Origin of the sequence: Halobellus sp. LT62, from assembly GCF_037031285.1 — an archaeon.
In the GTDB taxonomy this organism is placed as follows: Archaea; Halobacteriota; Halobacteria; order Halobacteriales; family Haloferacaceae; genus Haloquadratum; species Haloquadratum salinisoli.
The window spans coordinates 1177573-1194646 of sequence record NZ_JAYEZO010000002.1 but is presented as its reverse complement, the minus strand read 5'-3'; the positions used below and the strand labels follow the sequence as shown (position 1 = coordinate 1194646).

The 17074-nt window shown below is 64.2% G+C and carries 14 protein-coding genes and 2 tRNA genes; 7 read left to right on the top strand and 9 right to left on the bottom strand.

Annotated elements, in window-relative coordinates; all coding sequences use genetic code 11:
- Positions 1-155: 155 nt before the first annotated feature.
- Both U5919_RS15390 and U5919_RS15385 read left to right on the top strand, forming a co-directional pair.
- Positions 156-4706 carry a DUF7997 domain-containing protein gene (locus tag U5919_RS15390; RefSeq protein ID WP_336025436.1) on the top strand — a complete coding sequence of 1517 codons (4551 nt, stop codon included), beginning with the start codon at positions 156-158 and terminating at the stop codon, positions 4704-4706.
- 78 nt (positions 4707-4784) lie between these two features.
- The gene (locus tag U5919_RS15385) at positions 4785-5264 is read left to right on the top strand and encodes an SRPBCC family protein (protein WP_336025434.1); all 480 of its coding nucleotides are present in this window, start codon (positions 4785-4787) and stop codon (positions 5262-5264) included.
- A gap of 326 nt (positions 5265-5590) precedes the next feature.
- On the opposite strand, the gene U5919_RS15380 is transcribed toward U5919_RS15385, so the two are convergent.
- Positions 5591-5664: transfer RNA gene (locus U5919_RS15380), tRNA-Lys, on the bottom strand.
- Positions 5665-5852: 188 nt separating this feature from the next.
- Here U5919_RS15380 and U5919_RS15375 point away from each other — a divergent pair.
- The 4 genes from U5919_RS15375 to U5919_RS15360 all read left to right on the top strand — a co-directional run bounded on the left by U5919_RS15375 (position 5853) and on the right by U5919_RS15360 (position 10329).
- Positions 5853-7307 carry a DHH family phosphoesterase gene (locus tag U5919_RS15375; RefSeq protein WP_336025433.1) on the top strand — a complete coding sequence of 485 codons (1455 nt, stop codon included), beginning with the start codon at positions 5853-5855 and terminating at the stop codon, positions 7305-7307.
- 253 nt (positions 7308-7560) lie between these two features.
- Complete coding sequence (locus tag U5919_RS15370) at positions 7561-7914, top strand: hypothetical protein (RefSeq protein ID WP_336025431.1); 354 nt, start codon at positions 7561-7563, stop codon at positions 7912-7914.
- A gap of 3 nt (positions 7915-7917) precedes the next feature.
- A complete protein-coding gene (locus U5919_RS15365; RefSeq protein WP_336025430.1) occupies positions 7918-9441 on the top strand; it encodes a methyl-accepting chemotaxis protein in 1524 nt (507 codons plus the stop codon).
- 159 nt (positions 9442-9600) lie between these two features.
- The gene (locus U5919_RS15360) at positions 9601-10329 is read left to right on the top strand and encodes a cupredoxin domain-containing protein (RefSeq protein WP_336025429.1); all 729 of its coding nucleotides are present in this window, start codon (positions 9601-9603) and stop codon (positions 10327-10329) included.
- Positions 10330-10423: 94 nt separating this feature from the next.
- Here U5919_RS15360 and U5919_RS15355 read toward each other — a convergent pair.
- Positions 10424-10506: transfer RNA gene (locus U5919_RS15355), tRNA-Leu, on the bottom strand.
- A 105-nt stretch (positions 10507-10611) separates the two neighbouring features.
- Between U5919_RS15355 and U5919_RS15350 the strand changes: the two genes are divergently transcribed.
- A complete protein-coding gene (locus U5919_RS15350) occupies positions 10612-10920 on the top strand; it encodes a transcription initiation factor IIB family protein (protein WP_336025428.1) in 309 nt (102 codons plus the stop codon).
- A gap of 166 nt (positions 10921-11086) precedes the next feature.
- Here U5919_RS15350 and U5919_RS15345 read toward each other — a convergent pair whose 3' ends face one another.
- From U5919_RS15345 to U5919_RS15315, 7 genes are all read right to left on the bottom strand, one after another.
- Positions 11087-11608 (bottom strand): phosphopantetheine adenylyltransferase, encoded by a 522-nt coding sequence (locus U5919_RS15345; RefSeq protein ID WP_336025427.1) that lies wholly within the window; start codon positions 11606-11608, stop codon positions 11087-11089.
- A 120-nt stretch (positions 11609-11728) separates the two neighbouring features.
- The gene (locus tag U5919_RS15340; protein WP_336025426.1) at positions 11729-12817 is read right to left on the bottom strand and encodes a tyrosine-type recombinase/integrase; all 1089 of its coding nucleotides are present in this window, start codon (positions 12815-12817) and stop codon (positions 11729-11731) included.
- On the bottom strand, positions 12814-13251 hold the full coding sequence (locus tag U5919_RS15335; protein WP_336025424.1) for a DUF5805 domain-containing protein: 438 nt from the start codon (positions 13249-13251) through the stop codon (positions 12814-12816). The genes U5919_RS15340 and U5919_RS15335 overlap by 4 nt, the downstream gene beginning before the upstream one ends.
- 382 nt (positions 13252-13633) lie before the next feature.
- Positions 13634-14353: a DICT sensory domain-containing protein gene (locus tag U5919_RS15330; protein ID WP_336025422.1), complete on the bottom strand. Its 720-nt coding sequence runs from the start codon at positions 14351-14353 to the stop codon at positions 13634-13636.
- Positions 14350-14739, bottom strand: coding sequence for a DUF7344 domain-containing protein (locus U5919_RS15325; RefSeq protein ID WP_336025420.1), 390 nt, complete (start codon positions 14737-14739; stop codon positions 14350-14352). The genes U5919_RS15330 and U5919_RS15325 overlap by 4 nt, the downstream gene beginning before the upstream one ends.
- Before the next feature lie 179 nt (positions 14740-14918).
- Positions 14919-16403, bottom strand: a complete 1485-nt coding sequence (locus U5919_RS15320; protein ID WP_336025418.1) for an MATE family efflux transporter — start codon at positions 16401-16403, stop codon at positions 14919-14921.
- Entirely contained in the window at positions 16400-17011 is a 612-nt protein-coding gene (locus tag U5919_RS15315) for a TetR family transcriptional regulator C-terminal domain-containing protein (protein ID WP_336025417.1), read from the bottom strand. The genes U5919_RS15320 and U5919_RS15315 overlap by 4 nt, the downstream gene beginning before the upstream one ends.
- Between the last annotated feature and the right edge of the window lie 63 nt (positions 17012-17074).

Here is a 17074-nt window from a genome sequence, read left to right as displayed (position 1 = left end):
TGGGTTCGAACGGGATATCGCACCTTTGTCTTTGCCCCGCCGTCGCGAGCGGATACGCGTTTTCGGTGCGTTGTTCCCCATCGATCGTGCGTTTTCTGCGAGCGGGAGAACCGCATCCGCCAATACTTATGTCGTGGGGACACTGGTCCGTGTGTATGAGACTTCGGACCGTGCTGAACGAGTACAAGCGCGACCGCGACGGTCGATTTCCGGGCGAGGTGCCCACGACCGACGGCGCGTTCTCCGGGCACGGCGACCGCCTCGTTCACGTGGACGGACACGGCTCACTGCGGGATTACTCCTCGGCCCTCTCCGGGCTGTACGGCATCGATCGGTCCCGGTTCGCCATCGAGGCTGACGGCGAGACGCGGTGGTTCGACGACCTCGAACAGGTGCGACAGCACTACTACCGGGAGACGAGCCTCGTCGAGACCGAGTACAACGCGGGATCGTACACCGTCCACCAGTACGACCTGACGCTCGGTCGAGCGCACGTCACGCACGTCGAACTCCGCGGTGCGATCCCCACCGACGCGCACCTGACCGCCTTTCTGACGCTCGCGCCCGAAGGACGGGAGACCCAGGTCGGGCGGCTGATCCACGAGGACGGCGGCCCGAACGGGACGCAGGCCGTCGAGGTGTTCCACCGGAGCGAACACGACTACGTCACGGCCTCGACCGGCCTCGACGACGTCCGCGGGCAGATCCCCGAGCGGTTCGAGGAAATGCTCTCTTCGGACGCGTTCGAGTTCCCACGCGAGGCCGTGCTCGAACGGTACGAGGACACCCACCTCAGCGGCGACATCGTCGTCTCGGCCCCGCTCGAACGCGAAGACCGCGGTGTCCGGACGACGATCGTGACGCAGCTGTCGGATCACGGGGAGGTCGAACGCGAGGAGGCGCTCTCTGACCTGCGGCACTGCGCGCTGAAACACACGAGCGCCGACGACATTCGCGCCGCCGCACGGTCGCGAGCGGAGGTTTCGGTCCCCGAGACGGCACCACGAGAGGAGTCGGTCCGCTCCGATCTGCGGGCGCTATCGCTCTTGACTGCCCCGTCGGGCGCGCACATCGCGGGCCCGGAGTTCGATCCGTTCTACACGCATTCGGGCGGATACGGCTACACGTGGTTCCGCGACGAGTCGGAGTGCGCGCGCCATCTGCTGCACGCCGACGATCAGCTCGGTTTGGGGGCGACGGATCGGCTCGAACGGATCGGCGCGTTCTTCTGTGACACCCAGCTCGACGACGGGTCGTGGCCGCACCGGGTGTGGGCGATCGACGGGTCGCTCGCCCCGGGCTGGGCGAACGCGCGCGTCGAGAACGCCGACGGGCCCGAGCACCAGTCGGATCAGACCGCGAGCGCCGTCACGTACCTCGCGACGCTCCTGCGCGAGCGCCGGTCGTCGCTCGACGCGAGCCAGAAGAAGCGGTTCAGGCGAGCCGTCAGCGACGGGATCGACGCGCTCGACGACGAACTGGAGGCCGACGGCCTCCCGAGACCGTGTCAGAACGCGTGGGAGAATATGATCGGTCGGTTCGTCCACACCGCCGCGACCTTCCTCCAAGCGTACGCGACGGTCGCCGAAACGCCGGTCGGCGAGGAACTTCGAGATCACGCCGCCGAGCGGGCACGGACCGTCTTCGAGTCGCTCGATCGGTTCTGGGATGACGACTACGAGGTGTACGCGCTCCGGCTACAGGACGGCGGACTCGACTCCCGCTTGGATTCGGGCTCGTTCGCTCTCGTCGAGGCGTTCGCGGCCTACGACGAGGTCGATCGGTTCGACGGGCTCACGCCCGAAGCCGTCTCCCGGCTCGAAACGCACGTCGAAACCGCGCTCGCGGACCTCTATCGGGAGTCCGACGACGGCGACGTCGCCGGGCTCATCCGTTTCGAGGGCGATTACTGGCGGAGTGCAGAGCAGGACAACGAGAAGGTGTGGTCGGTGGCGACGGCGTGGGGCGCGAACGCGGCCGTCGAGCTCGCATCGATGTTGGAGGTTCACGGAGAGCCCGAGTCGGCAGCGGCGTTTTTGGAGCGCGCCACCGAGCTGTACGATCTCCTCGGCCGCGACGGACCGTTCTGTTCCGGTGCGGGCTACCTCGCAGAACAGGTGTTCGACGACGGGACGCCCGACAGCGCCACGCCGCTGGCGTGGTCGCACGCGATGCGGATCAGGCTGACGGGTGCGCTGGCCGAACACGACGCGTTGCCGGAGCCGAAACCCGCGCCGTCGGGTCCGGCGAGTCGGCCGCGCTGGACGACCGGCGAGAAGTACGGCGTCGGAACGGTCGCCGATCACACCAGCGAGGACCCCTCCCGCGTCTGGTTCACGCTCACCGAGGGATCGCTGACGGAGGTCAGGTTCCCGCGGGTCGATCTGATGAACCTCCGGACGCTGGATTTCCTTGTCGTCGACGCCAGCGACGAGGCGACGTACACGGCCCGTACGCACAACGAGACGCGTCGCGACGACGATAACGACACGATCGACAGACGGGCGGAGATCGTCGACGACGACGCGCTGTTGTTCCGCCACGAGATCGCCGAAACCGGCGACGGCCGGGGCCACGAGTGGACGCTCACGGCCGAGTACGTGACCGATCCCGAGCACGACGCACTGGTCGTCGACGTCTCGTTCGAGGCGCGCGACGACAACGAGTACGAACTGTACGCCGTCGCGGACACGTCGCTCACGAACACCGGATCGACCGATCGGGGTCTCAGACTGGGCGGGGCGGCGGGCTATCACCTCGTCGCGCGCGACGCCAGCGCGTACGATCACGAGGGCGACGTCGAACCGCTGCTCATCGACGAGGACGGGACTGAATACAGCGTCGCGGCCGCGATGGCGGCCGCCGAGCGCTTCGAGTGGGCGACCGTCGGCGTCGCGGGGTCGGCGTACCTCTCGGAGCTGTTCACGGACGGCTCGTCGCCCACGCCGATCGACAGCGTCGACGACGAGAGCGTCGTCCTCGTCGGGCGAATCGGGAGCGGAACGCAGCACAGCGAACGGCTCGCGGTCGGGTTCGCGGAGAACGCCGACACGGCTGCGGCGCTCGGTGAGGCCGCGGGCGCGCTGAGCCGCGGTTTCGAGACGGTCAAGCGCGGCTACGTCGACTCGTGGGACGACTTCCTCGCGGACAAGGAACCTCCCGAGTCCGTCGTCGCCGACGAGGCGCTCGCGAAGCAGTACAAGACGTGTCTGATGTGTCTTCGCGCGGTCGAGGACAAGACGTTCTTGGGCGCGGGGATCGCCTCGCCGTCGGTGCCGTGGGGCGAGGCCGTCACCGCCGAGGAGGCGAAGGGCTACGGCTACAACTTCGTCTGGTCGCGCGACCTCTATCAGGTGTTCACGGTCTTCGAGGCGGTCGACGACCTCGAAACGGCGCGGCTCGCGCTGGAGTACATCTACCGCTACCAGCAGGACAACCGCGGGTTCATCCCCCAGAACACCTACTTGAACGGCCGGACGCGATGGGGCGGCGAGCAGATGGACAACATCTCGTTCCCGCAGGTGATGGCGTGGACGCTCCGACAGCGCGGTGTCGACTTCTCGGAGGCCGAGTACGACTACGTCAACGTCAAGCGCTCGGCGGACTACGTCGCGCGCAACGGGCCGCCGACGGCCCAAGAGCGCTGGGAGGAAGAGGCGGGTTACTCTCCGTCGTCGATCGCGGCTGAGATCGCCGGACTCGCCTGTGCCGCGGATCTCGCCTCCGAGGAGGGCCACGAGGCCGACGCGCTCATCTGGCAGGCGCTCGCCGACGACTGGACCGATCGCGTCGAGGAGTGGACGGCGACGGAGACGGGCACGGAGCGACACACGCACACGCCGTACTACGTTCGGATCACCCGCGACGGCGAGCCCGACGCCGGACACCTGCGGACGCTGGCGAACAACGGGCCGACGCTCGACGAGCGGGAGATCATCGACGCCGGGTTCCTCGAACTCACCCGCTTGGGAATTAAGCCCACAGACGACGAGGTGATCCGGAACTCGGTCACGGAGGTCGACGAGACCCTCCGAGTCGACACTCCGCACGGGCCCGCGTTCTACCGCTACAACGGCGACGGCTACGGCGAGCGCCAGCGCGACGACGAGGGCGCGCCGTGGTCGATCGAGGCCAAAGGCAAGGGTCGACTCTGGCCGATCTTCACCGGCGAGCGCGGCGAGTACGAACTGCTCAACGGGACCGAAGAGGGACTGCTCGCGCCGCAGAATCTCTTGGAGACGATGGCCGGGTTCGCTAACTCCGGGCGGATGCTCTCCGAGCAGGTCTGGGACCGCGAGCACAGCACGGAGTACAACTGGGCGTTCGGCGAGGGAACCGGCGCAGCGACGCCGCTGGCGTGGTCGATGGCGCAGTTCGTTCGGCTCGCTCACGGCATCGACAAGGGCCAGCCGGTCGAAATGCCCGCTGTCCTCCGCGAGCGCTACGTCGAACGCGAGCGCCCCGACGGACCGCGACTGCAGGTCAGTACGCGGTTTATGGGCGACGAACTGATCGTGGCTGGGCGGACCGACGCCGCGGTCGTCGCCGTCAAGACGCCTTCGGAGACGGCGTACGTCACGCCCAGCGAGGGCTCGTTCGAGGCGTCGCTGGCGATCGAACACGGCGAGAACCAGATCACTGTCGCCGCCGCGACCGACGAGGAGCTCCGGGCCGCCGGGACGAGCGTGACCCGATTCACGCTGTGAACCACGGCAGACCCTCGCCTCCACCGAACCAGTAGATCGGCCGCGACGCTTTTGCGTTGCCCGCGGTTATCCTCGGTTATGGCGACCTACTCGAGGCTGAGCCGGGTTTCGGCACCGCTCGACGACGTCTGGGAGTTCCACTCGCGCGTCTCCGGGCTGGAAGCGTTGACGCCGGGATGGATGAATCTCCGCGTCGAGTCGGTCACCGGTCGGGACGGCGATCCCGACCCCGAGGTGCTGGAAACGGGGTCGGAGATCCGACTGTCGATGCGGCCGTTCGGCGTCGGTCCGCGACAGCGGTGGACGTCCGTCATCGTCGACCACGAGGAGGGCGACGATCGGGCGGCCTTCCGCGACGAGATGCGCGGCGGGCCGTTCGCGACGTGGGTTCACACCCACACGTTCGTCGCCGACGGCGAGGAGACGATCATCGAGGACGTCGTCGAGTACGAGCTACCGGGCGGTGAGGTCGGCGGCGCGGTGTCGCCGCTGGCGGTGGTCGGCTTCGAGCCGATGTTCCGCGCGCGACATCGGAAGACGAAGGAGCTACTGGAGTAGTGCGACTGAGCCTGTCGGACGGCAGTCGCCGAGAATAGCGGTCGCTGACGGTCAGGGCTGACAGTCGGCACCCGCAGTGTGGAACCGTGTGGGTTCGCTTTTGACCACCGGTTCCGACCTCCCGCGTCGACTGTGCCGAGCAACCGCGGATCGACGCGGGACGCTCGTTACGTCACGGGGGCGTTGGCCGCTCGTTCGTATATAAAGGTCCGCGTCCGGGGCACTGTGGCATTGTTCAGATTCCCCCGCTGCGCGCGGCCCCCCTACGATTCAAATCTCACCGGTTGCGATACTCGCCGCTCGCGGAGTTGCTCGCGGCGAGAATACGGGCCGGACGCGATTTGAACGCGCGACCGTCTGATTAAGAGTCAGACGCTCTGCCGGACTGAGCTACCGGCCCACTGCAATCGATCGTTTCGGTGGCGCGATTAAAGATGTTTCCTTTCGGGTGGATCCCGGAGAACGATTATCACGGCGAGAACGACGTACCGCCTCGCAAGCGAGATTCGCGATATCTCTCCGAACCGCTCGCAATATGCCGCCCAAACGGGTGCTGTTAAGTGTCGTCCGATCCGAGTTGCGCGCAGAATGAGCGCCGGGGTAACTATCTCTTCGATGTCCACCTACGCCATCCTTGGGTGCGGGAGCGTCGGCTATGCGGTGGCCGAAGACCTCGTCGAGGAGGGAAAAGACGTTCTCATCCTCGACAAAGACGAGAGTCGCGTCGAGTCACTCCGCGATCAGGACCTGAACGCCCAACAGACCGATATCGCCGACGCGGGCGTCGCAGAGGCGGTCTCGGACAGAGACGTCGTCTTGATCCTCGCCTCCGACGTTGAGGCGAACAAAGCGGCCGTCTCAGCGATCCGCGAGCGCGGCGGCGACCAGTTCGTCGTCGTCCGCGCGTCTGATCCCGTCTCGGAAGACGAACTCGAAGAGTTGGGCGCGGACGTCGTGATCAACCCCTCGGAGGTCATCGCCGACTCGGCGCTCCGATCGCTCGAATCGGGCGAGTTGGAGTACAAGGCCCGTCAGCTCGCGGAGGTGCTCGAAGGGGCCTCCGACGGCCTCGCGGTGCTCACGCACGACAGCCCCGACCCGGACTCGATCGCCTCGGCGGTCGCGCTGCAGGCGATCGCCAGAGAGCACGGTATCGACGCCGTCATCAACTACGACGGCGAGATCGGCCACCAAGAGAACCGCGCGTTCGTCAACTTACTCGGCATCGAACTCGTGCCGCTCTCGGAGGGCAAACCCCTCTCGGAGTATGGGGCGGTCGCGCTCGTCGATCACATGAAGTCCGGCGATCCCGACATCGACGCCGAGATTGACATCTTCATCGACCACTACGAGCCCGACGAGGGCATCGACGCGGCTTTTACCGACGTTCGCCCCAACGTCTCCTCGACGTCGACGATTCTCACGAAGTACCTCCAAGAGTTCAACATCTCCCCCAGCGAGGCGGTCGCGACCGCGCTCCTATATGGAATCCGCTCGGAGACGCTGGACTTCAAGCGCGAGACCACGCCCGCGGATCTGACCGCGGCGGCGTATCTCTACCCCTTCGCGAACCACGACACCCTCGAACAGGTGGAGTCGCCGTCGATGTCTCCGGAGACGCTCGACGTCCTCGCGGAGGCGATCCAGAACCGCGAGGTCCAAGGGAGTCACCTCGTCTCGAACGCCGGGTTCATCCGCGACCGCGACGCGCTCGGACAGGCCGCACAGCACCTCCTCAAACTGGAGGGGATCACGACGACCGCCGTCTTCGGCATCGCCGACGATCGGATCTTCCTCTCGGCACGCTCGAAGGACATCCGGATGAACATCGGGAAGATCCTCGAAGACGCGTTCGAGGGAATCGGCGAGACCGGCGGACACTCGACACAGGGCGACGTCGAGATTCCGCTCGGCATCTTCACTGGCATCGAGACCAGCGACGACAACCGCGACACGCTGCTTTCGCTCACCGAGGAGGCGGTCCGACGGAAACTGTTCGAGGCGATGGGCGTCGAGAGCACCGAGAGCGCGAACGGCAACTGACGGCCAGCGCTCCGTCACGCCTCCGACTCGCCGGCGTTTGCGACGCGCGTTTCGTCCGTGCTACCGAGCTACCTTCGTGAACTCGCCACCGCGACCCCGACGTACCGGAATACGACGCGGTACTGGAGTTTGTTATCAGATTCGGTTCTGCGAAATTATTGAGATCGACGCACAGAATCGATATTTTCGATTCAGTATCAATATAAATATTTAGGCAATATCAATTATATATCTGGTTGATTCTTGTCGGAGTATGTTCGCCGGAATGGAAGCAATGGACCCGAACAAGCTCGTGCTGCCGATCATCGCGCTACTCGGATTGATCCCGGTACTGTTGCAGTACCGCAGCCAATCGAAGTGGTTCGTCGTCGGGTACGCGATGTTGGTCGTGGCAACGCTCGCGACGAACCTCGAAAACCTGTTTCTCGGCGTCGTGCTCAATCACGTCGAGCACCTCTTCGGGCTCTTCGGATCCGGGTTGGCGTTCTTCTTGGCGGCGTACTTCCGTCGCAAACACGTGGTAGGCGACGGAGACACCGAGATGGACACCGACGCGGGCCAAGCAGCCGATCCGACCACCATCGGGGCCGCGGACTCGGAGGTGTGATCGATGAGCGCACTCATTATGCTCATCGACTTCCTCGCCTGCGTGTTGTATCTCGGCGCCGTCGGCCTCGGCGTGCAGACGTACCGTGACACCACGCTGGAATCGGGGTTCTGGGTGAACTTCACCTTCGCCGCGGGGGTCGGTGTGCTCTGGACCGGCGTGATCTTCCTCGAATGGGCCGGCGTGGCCGGGCCGATGATGGACGCCTTCAGCAACTCGTTGTTGGCCGTCCTGATCGGCGTCGTCGCTATCTCCGCAACGGGGACGATCGGCGTCGTCGACGACCTCAAGGAGCGCCAGCGGGAGGCCCAGCAGGCGAAACAGGACTCGCAAGCGGCCCGGCGGGAGGCGGAACAGCTGAGCGAGCACCTCAAAGAGAAAGCCGCGTCGTTCAGTCACACGATGAGCGCGGCCGCAGCGGGCGATTTCACCCGGCGGATGGACCCCGAGAGCCGAAGTTCCGTGATGACGGACATCGCCGAGGGGTTCAATCAGATGATGACCGAGCTGGAGGCGACGGTGGCGCAGATCAGATCGTTCGCCGAGGAGGTCTCCGAATCCAGCGAGGAGGTCACCGCCAGCACCGCCGAGACGCGGCGGGCCAGCGAGCAGGTCAGCGAGTCGGTGCAGGCGATTTCGGCCGACGCCGAGGAGCAATCGATGATGCTCGACGAGGCGGCCTCGGAGATGCAGGGGCTCGCCGGAACCATCGAAGAGGTCGCCTCGTCGGCCGACCAGATCGCCGCCACCTCCGAGACGGTCGCCGAGATCGGATACGAGAGTCGCGATGCGGCCGCGGACGCGATGGGCGAGATGCGCCAGATCGAGGAAAAATCCGAGGAGACGATCGAGGAGATCGACTCTTTGGCCACGGAGATCGAAGAGATCGAAGAGATCGTCGATCTGATCACGAACATCGCCGAACAGACGAACATCCTCGCGCTCAACGCGTCGATCGAGGCCGCGCGCGCCGGCGACGCGGGCGAGGGATTCGCGGTCGTCGCCACCGAGATCAAACAGCTCGCGGGGAAGGTCTCGGGGGCCACAGAGGAGGTCGAAGCCCTCATCGACGAGATCCAATCCTCTACTTCGACCGCCGTCGACGACATCGAGGCGATGGGCGATCGCGTCTCAAGCGGGACGGAGACGATCGACGACGCCCTCTCGAACCTCGACGAGATTGCCACTCAGATCGAGGAGACGAACCGCGGCGTCCAAGAGATCAGCAACGCGACGACCGATCAGGCGAGTTCGACCGAGGAGGTCGCGAGTATGATCGACGAGGTCACGGAGGCCTCCCGGCAGGTGAGCGGCGAGTCCAACACGGTGTCTGCGGCCGCCGAGGAACAGACCGCATCGCTCACCCAAGTCGCCGGCAGCGCGCGAGAGCTCTCGGGGCGGGCCGAGGAGCTTCAGTCGCTGTTCTCGGACTTCACGATCTCCGGAACCGACGCGGCGGCGGAGTTCGATCCGACGCCGTCGCCGACGGCCGCCGACGGCGGGTCTGAGATACCGCCGGAGCGATAACCGCGTTCGAGCGGCGTCGATCTCGCCGACCGTCTGTCGTCGTCCATCGCGACTAACACGGGGTGTCGGAACGATCATCTTACCGAAGACAGTCCCGCTCGACGCGCAGGCAACTGGGCCATAACAAAATAGCGGCGATTGGTAGGTGTTGCCACGCCTATGGATCGACGAAGCGTCCTCAAGACCGTCGGCGGCGCGTCGCTACTCCCGATCGTGGGTGGGGCGGCGGCCGCCCAATCCCAAGAGAACACTGCGACTCCGGAAAACGGCACTGGGCAAGCGCAATCCAAATGTCCGCGACCGAACTGTATCCACCCGACGCTCGGCTATGTCGGCCTCGCCGCCGACGAGGCGGTTCCCGCGTCGCTCCAGTCGGATCACGAGGTGGATCTCGTTACTCGACCGCCGGAGGAAGGCGACGACCGCCCGGTTCCGGAGTTCTTCTTCGAGCCGACGGGCCTCCACATCAGCGAGGGCGACGTGGTCCGATTCAACCTAGCGACACCGGATCACACCGTGACGGCGTATCATCCCGGGCTCGCCCGACAGCGACGCGTCCCAGCGGGTGTGCCGCCGTTTTCGTCACCGGTGCTCGCCGGTGGCGCGTTCTGGCTGTACCGATTCGACACGGCCGGCGTCTACGATATGAACTGTGCGCCCCACGAGATCTTCGGAATGGTGGGCCGAATCGTCGTCGGCGACGCGGCACCGGACTTCGGAGAGACGGGGCCGGGACTGCGGCCGCCGGAGCTCACAGCGGCACTCGTGTTGGCGGATCCGGCGCTCGAACCGGAGACGATCGTGACCGAAACGACGGTCGAGTGGGCGGATCTCGATCCGGAGAGCAAGCGGCTCCTGATCGAATTAGAGGCGGAAGGCGGCGAGTAAGCGTCGTTTGGGCCGTCCGTGGCGCGAGCGAGTCGTCGTCGCGGAGTACGATCTCCGTTCGTTATTCGAGGTCTCACTCCGTTCGACCTCGCGATGCGCGGGACAGGATTCGAACCTGCGGAGGTCTATACCACAGCGTCCTAAGCGCTGCGCCGTTGGCCGCTTGGCTACCCGCGCGCAACTGCTCTTTCTGCGAACTCCCAAATCAACCTGTCGCTCCGGTCGTGGACGGCCTCACTCCGCTCGCGGAGGGTACTTATGCGATGGCGCTCACCCAGTGGTATGTACAGCGCTCGGGACCGCGTCGAAAACGCGGAGTGGCTGACCCGCATCGAACGCGCTGCCGACCGCCTCGAACTCGGGTCGGAAGCGCGGTCGGTCGCCTCCGATCTGTTTCTCTCGGAGATCCCCGACGAGGAACGCTCGAAGGGGGCGATCGCCGCGGCGAGCCTCTACGCCGGCGCGCTCATCGCGGGCGAGGAGCGCCCGCAATCTCGCGTCGCCGATGCGATGGACGTGAGTCGTCTCAGCGTTCAACAGCATTGGAAACCGATCCTCGAATCTGCGGGCTTCCGGCCGCCGTCGTGGTAATGAGAACCGAGTGCGCGGCCGTGGTGTAACGCCTTCCGTCCCAGTTTAGTAGCGTTTGCACGTCTTCACTCACGCGACCGCACGCTGTCGTTCGATCTGATGCGCAATGAGTTGTAAACGCTACTTGAGCTCACAAACGGAGTAACAGACCTCTCCACGCAGAACGCTACGCTCCGGGCGGTTCGGATTCGCCTTCGCTCGGACGTTTGGGCCCCCGACCGTCCCGATCGGGCGTGAGGTTCCCGTGCTCGTCGATCTCGCCGCGGACGATGCGTGTCGAGGAGATTCGGTCGCCGTCCTCGGCGGTCACGTGGTCGACGACTTCGATTTCGAGGGGGTCGTAGCCGCGCTGCCGACGGATCTCGTTGATCCGTTCGCCGCCGTCTCGGGTCTCCGGCGAGACGATCAGGAAGTCGAACTTCTCTTCGGTGGCGATGCCGGTCGGCTCATCGAGCCTGCGCACCGAGAACTCGCGACCGTGTGCCTCCGCGATCGGTTCCAGTTCGGCCACGAGGTCTCGCTTTCGGTCCTCGAACGACCGGACGTATCGGTCGACGTGTCTGGTCTTCGGCGCGAGCTCGTCGCTGGTCAACCCGACGGTCACATCGCCCAACTCGAAGGCCCGCTCGAAGAGCGCTCGGTGTCCGTCGTGAACCGGGTCGAACGTCCCGCCCAGCGCGACGTGCATACGCGGGCGAGGGCCTCGCGGGACTTAAACGGGGCGGGTTACGGATCTCGATACCGCCATCGAACAGCCGAACTATTTTATATAGCATTATGGAGTATACAGGTCGGATCAACGACGGACTCAGTACAACGAGTAAATGTGAGATTCGTACGTTTCGCGCACGCGGTCCCCCCAATTATGGGTGTAGGTGTCGATGATGTCGCCGCCGACGTCGCCGCGGAGGTACTTGACGATCCCACGATCACCAGTACGGTCCCGGAGGTGCGTCGTGAAGAAGTGACGGAAGTAGTGCGGGGTAACGTTCTCTTCGGCCCCGCCGCCGGGTCGATACCAACCGACGTCGCTCGCGTGTCCCTCGACGAGGTGATGGACCATATCGGGCGTGAGTCGACGTCCCCAACTTCCGGAAGTACTGAGAAACAGCGGCTCGGCCGGTGAACGCGTATCCGGCCGGATCGCGAGCCAGCGTCGTAACGCGACCGAGAGCTCCCGATCGATCGGCACGACGGTCGAACGCTTCCGTTTGTTCGACGCTGTGCGTTCTTCTCCAGCGATGCGCTCTCCGGCAGTCGGCTCCGCGGCGACGTACAGCGACGGACCACGACCGTCGAGGTGTGCACGCGATGAGACAGTTTCGGTTGCGACGGCCGCGAGCGCGGTATCGCGCGTTTCGCTCGATGGCGGTGAGAGCACCACGTCTCGGAGGTCGAGATTACAGAGTTCGCCCACCCGCATCCCCGTTTTGAGAAGGGTAACGACGACAGCGTGATCGAGCGGATGCGCGATTCCCGAGACGAACTCGCACATCGCCTGCACGGAGATCTCGCGCCGCGAGGGGTTCGTATCGATGCGTTCGTCCATCTCCTCGACGACCAGCGCCATCGGGTTCGATTCGAACGCACCGATCTGCGCCAGATACGCGTAGAACCGGTGAAGATACGAGGCATACGTCGCGACGGTGCTGTCGGCGACGTCCGAGCGCCGCAGTGAATGAACCCATGCCATGCAGTCGCGGTGTGTCGCTTCCGCGGGTGTTGTTCTGGTCCCGCGGGCGTTCCGCGAGGGATCGCCGAGGAACGCTTCAAAGCGTCTGAGCACCCGTTCGTAGGCCTCGCGGGTCCGATCGGACTTCCCGTGATACGTCATATCCTCGAGAAAGTACCCGATCGGATCGTCGAGTTCGTCGCCGTCGGTCGTTTCAGCGCTCATCGATCCTCCGACGTGTCGGCGGCGAGCGCGTACCCGCCGTGGCGACCGCTGTATCGGATCTCGTTCGCCGCCTGCATCTCTTGGAGCGTCTCGTCGAGTCGGTCTTCGATGTCGTCCGTCAGCGCGGCGAGCAACTCGTCCCACGAGTGATACGTCGACGTCGAAAGCACGTCGAACACCTGATTTTGGAGCCCGCTTTTCGGTCCGTTAACCCCCGGAGTTGCGTCCGCAGAACCACCTTCCAGAGTGTCTCGATGTTCGCCCCCTCCCGCGACAGACGGGATCTCGAAATCCCGCCGCCCGGCCTGCACCATCGTTCGGACGTACTCGCTCTGGCTCATCCCCAACTGCGCTGCGTGTTCGCTCCACCGCTCTTTTTGATGGACTGGAACGTAGGTCATCACCGTCGCCCGCTCGGTGTCTTCGGTGGCCATACGAGACCCTGTGTTTGCATCCACTTTACGTTATTGTAGATGTACGAATAAGGTAGTTTAGCTGTGCTTCTGCAATCACAATTCGGGCGGGTATTAGACTTTAGTTGGTATTATACTAGCATATAGTGGCTTAATGCTAGCATATACACAGCTAAATTAGTATCCCAATTTTCAATTTAGGTGACACAATTTCGGGCGGTACTCGTTCGGCACCAAGTTCGATACCCGATAGAGACGGGCGGGGATCCGTCTCACTGAGTGATTGCAGCTCCGCCACCGGCGCACCCGTGAATACCGACGAGCGCAGACCGCAAACGGGCGACCATTCGTGCACGAGGCGTGATCTCTGATCAGTCTGCGGGCGCAAACTGCGCTGTTCGGGTTAGTTCACGGTATTCGCCGTGAGTCCAGCGCGTAATTTCGAGACGAGTGCCGGGTCGTTCGTCCAAAAGCCAGTGTATGAATCGGGCGGATCCTCCCGTGCGAGCAACCCGCTTGCCTGCATCGCGGCGGATTCACTGTTGAACGCGAGCGCCCAGTACCGTTGCCGCGGATCGCCCGTAAGACAGTGATACGTTACCCCCTCGATTTCCGGCGGCGTCCAGTCGGGATGGCCATAGATGTGGATTTCGATATCCGTCTCGGCCGCGAGGTGTCGATAGACGCCAATCTGTGACTCGAAGGTCGAAAATTTCTGAAAACTCACATAAAGCGCCCCGGACCCCACGCGATAGGCTCGCTCCTCGATCTCTCGACTCACCGCGAGGAGTTCACGGCGGGTCATCGCCGTGAACACGGTATCGGAAAGCACATCAAAGAGGACTCGATAGCCCTCCGAAACGTCCGCACGTCGGTCGGGCGGAACGATCGGCGATTCGAGGAGTGTGTCGAGATCGTCCAAGCCGATGGCACCGACGAAGGCCCCGTCGTGTTCGATAGCCAGAAAGCTCCCGGGGCTTCCGGCGGGGAGTTTTCGGTATTCGACGTCGACGTTGTGGTTACGAAACCACGTTTCGTAGGGCTGCTCCGGTGTCGGTCGATAGACGGTGAATCGTCGGTTTCGGCTTCGAATAGAATCCAGTAACGACTGCAGTTCGGTCACGGTTCCGGTGATTGCTCGGAATCGACGCTTTTCGAGATCAACGCGGCCAGAAGCGGGTCAATCGATTCGACCCGAATTTCGCCCTCTCCGCGGTCGTGGGATACTAATCCCGCCGCTTCGAGCCGCGGAAGGTGGTTGTGCGACAGTTCGATGAGGATCCGTTCTCGGTCCGACGCGGTGCTCATCGACCCGGTCTCGTCTGCATCCCATCCCGCGAGCACGGTTGCGACCGTCTCGACCGTGCTCTCTTTTTCGTCGAGAAGAAAAAATAGGAGTCGTCTACGGGTCTCGGAGGCGAGCGCTTGGTACAGCCGGTCATCGGATAACTGAGCGAGGCTATCCGTGGGCCGTGCGGAAGGATCTGCTCCGTTCCGACTGTAAACCATATTACATAATAATGTCCGTTGAGGATCAATAAATATTTCTACCGGGTGCTAGCAGATAATCCGGAGTGCTGGAGGATTGGTCTCTGCCAATATTGGCTCCGAAACGGTATCTCAGATTTCCTTTCTGATAGATCAACGGCGTCGGACCGCGATCATATAAATTGCATTATGCTATATCTTCACTTGATCTCGGGATCGGTTACATCTCTCCGGTTGCGGTCGACGATCCCGCCCGTCCACGTCCCGCGGCGGAAGTACAGCCCGGACAACGCCACCATCACGACGTTTGCGAGGGCGATGCCGTACCACACGCCTGTCGCCCCGAAACCTCCCCACACCAACAGTCCGTACGCGGGCGGGAGACGCAGTACGATGAGCCCGAGGATGCCGAAGAGCATCGCGAGCCGCGTGCTGCCGCTTCCACGGTACGCCCCCTGAATGACGTGGAACACGCCGAGGAATACGTACGTAGCCCCGACGATGCGAAGGTACTGCGCTCCGATTTCGATGACGGCCGCGGCCTCCGAACCGGTGATGAAAACGCCGATGATCGAGGCGGCGTTGAGGTAGATCACAGCCGAGGTGGCGGCCAGAACGGCGGCGGTGATCCCGACGCTCGCGAATACCGCCCTCCACGCGCGGTCGGGCTGTTTCGCTCCGAGGTTCTGACCGACGACGGTCTCCGTCCCGCGGGCGAGGCCCAACGCGGGTAAGACGACCAACGAGGTCACACGAGTTCCGATCCCGTACGCGGCGACGGCCTCCGCGCCGGCGAGCGCGACGAGCGCTGTGAGGGCGGTGATCCCGAGAGACTGGGTACTCATCTCGATACTCGCCGGCGCGCCGATCCGTACGAGCGTCTTGACGGTCTCTCGTGTCGGGACGAAATCGGCGGGTGCGAGATGGATTCCGACGCGACCGGTGAGCAGCAGGAAGATCGCGATGACCGCGCCGATGCCGCGTGAGGCGATCGTCGCGATAGCCGCACCTTGGACGCCGAAGCCGTTGAACCCGGTCGACGCGTACAGCTCCGCTTCCAGCGCGGTGAGTCCCGCGAGCTCGAACAGGAGGTTGTCTCGGAAGCCCAGTATGAGGAACGGGTCGATGACGACGTTCAGCACGACGCCGAGCAGCATCAGATACAGCGGCGTCTTCGTGTCGCCCCATCCCTGCAGCAACGACTGGAAGATGAAGAAGCCGAACACGAACGGGATCCCGAGAAACATCGTTCGCGTGTAGGTCACGGAGAGCTCGAACACCTCGGTCCCGGGCGTCGCGCCGACGAGCGCGAGAAGCTGCGGTGCGAGCAAGTATCCGAGGACCGAGAGGACGATCGACAGCGCGATCACGAACGCGATCGTCTGCCCGGCGACGGCGCTGATTCGATCGAGGTTCCCCGCTCCCTTGTTCTGCGCGACGAGGACCGTCCCCGCGACCGTGAACCCGGCCGCGAGCGTGATGATGAGAAAGACGATGGCCCACGAGAACGAGATGGCGCTGACCGCGGTGGCACCTAATCGGCCGACCCAGAACGTATCGGCCAAATTGTACGCCACCTGTAGGAGGTTGGTGACGACGATCGGCACGGAGAGCACAAACAGCGGCTTCAAAAGCGGTCCGTCGGTGAGGTTCACCGCGCGCTCCGCTCCCGGCCCGCGGCTCATCGACTCCCCGCGCGGAGCGCGTCGTCGACGTACGCGTCGATCTGTTCGCGCAGCCCCGCGATGTCGACGCCGTCGGTCGTGACCTGCCTCGTCATCGTGCCCGTGATCGTCGACAGGAGAGACGTCGCGACGGCGTCCGCGTTCACCGGTTCGAACACGCCTTCGGCGACGCCTTCCGCGACGATATCGGCGATTCGGTCTCGGAAGAAGCGATCGTGTCGCGTGAAGTGGTCGCGATAGCGGTCGTCGTGGGTCGCCTGCGCCCGCAAGTCGACCATCGCGGCGATGAACCGCTCTCGATCAGCCGACAACGACGGGGCGAACACGTGGTCAAACACGGCGCGCAGCCGCTCGTCCGCCCCGTCGGCCTCGGCCGCGGGCAGCGTCGCCTCGTAGCGTTCGAGGACGAACTCGAGCAGATCGAGGAGGAGTTCGTCTTTGCTGTCGTAGTGGTGATAGATGAGCGATTTGCTCTTCGGAAACACCTCGCCGATCCGCTGGATCGTGAGGTCGGCGTAGCCGTGTTCACAGAGGGCGAGATACGTCGCGCGCATTATCTCCTCGCGTGTTCCGTTCGGAGCGTCCAGAAACGAGATGGCGTTCGACACTAGTGATTGAATAGTCAGTCAACCCGTTTAGCGGTTCCGTTCGATGTCCCCTATGTGAGTATT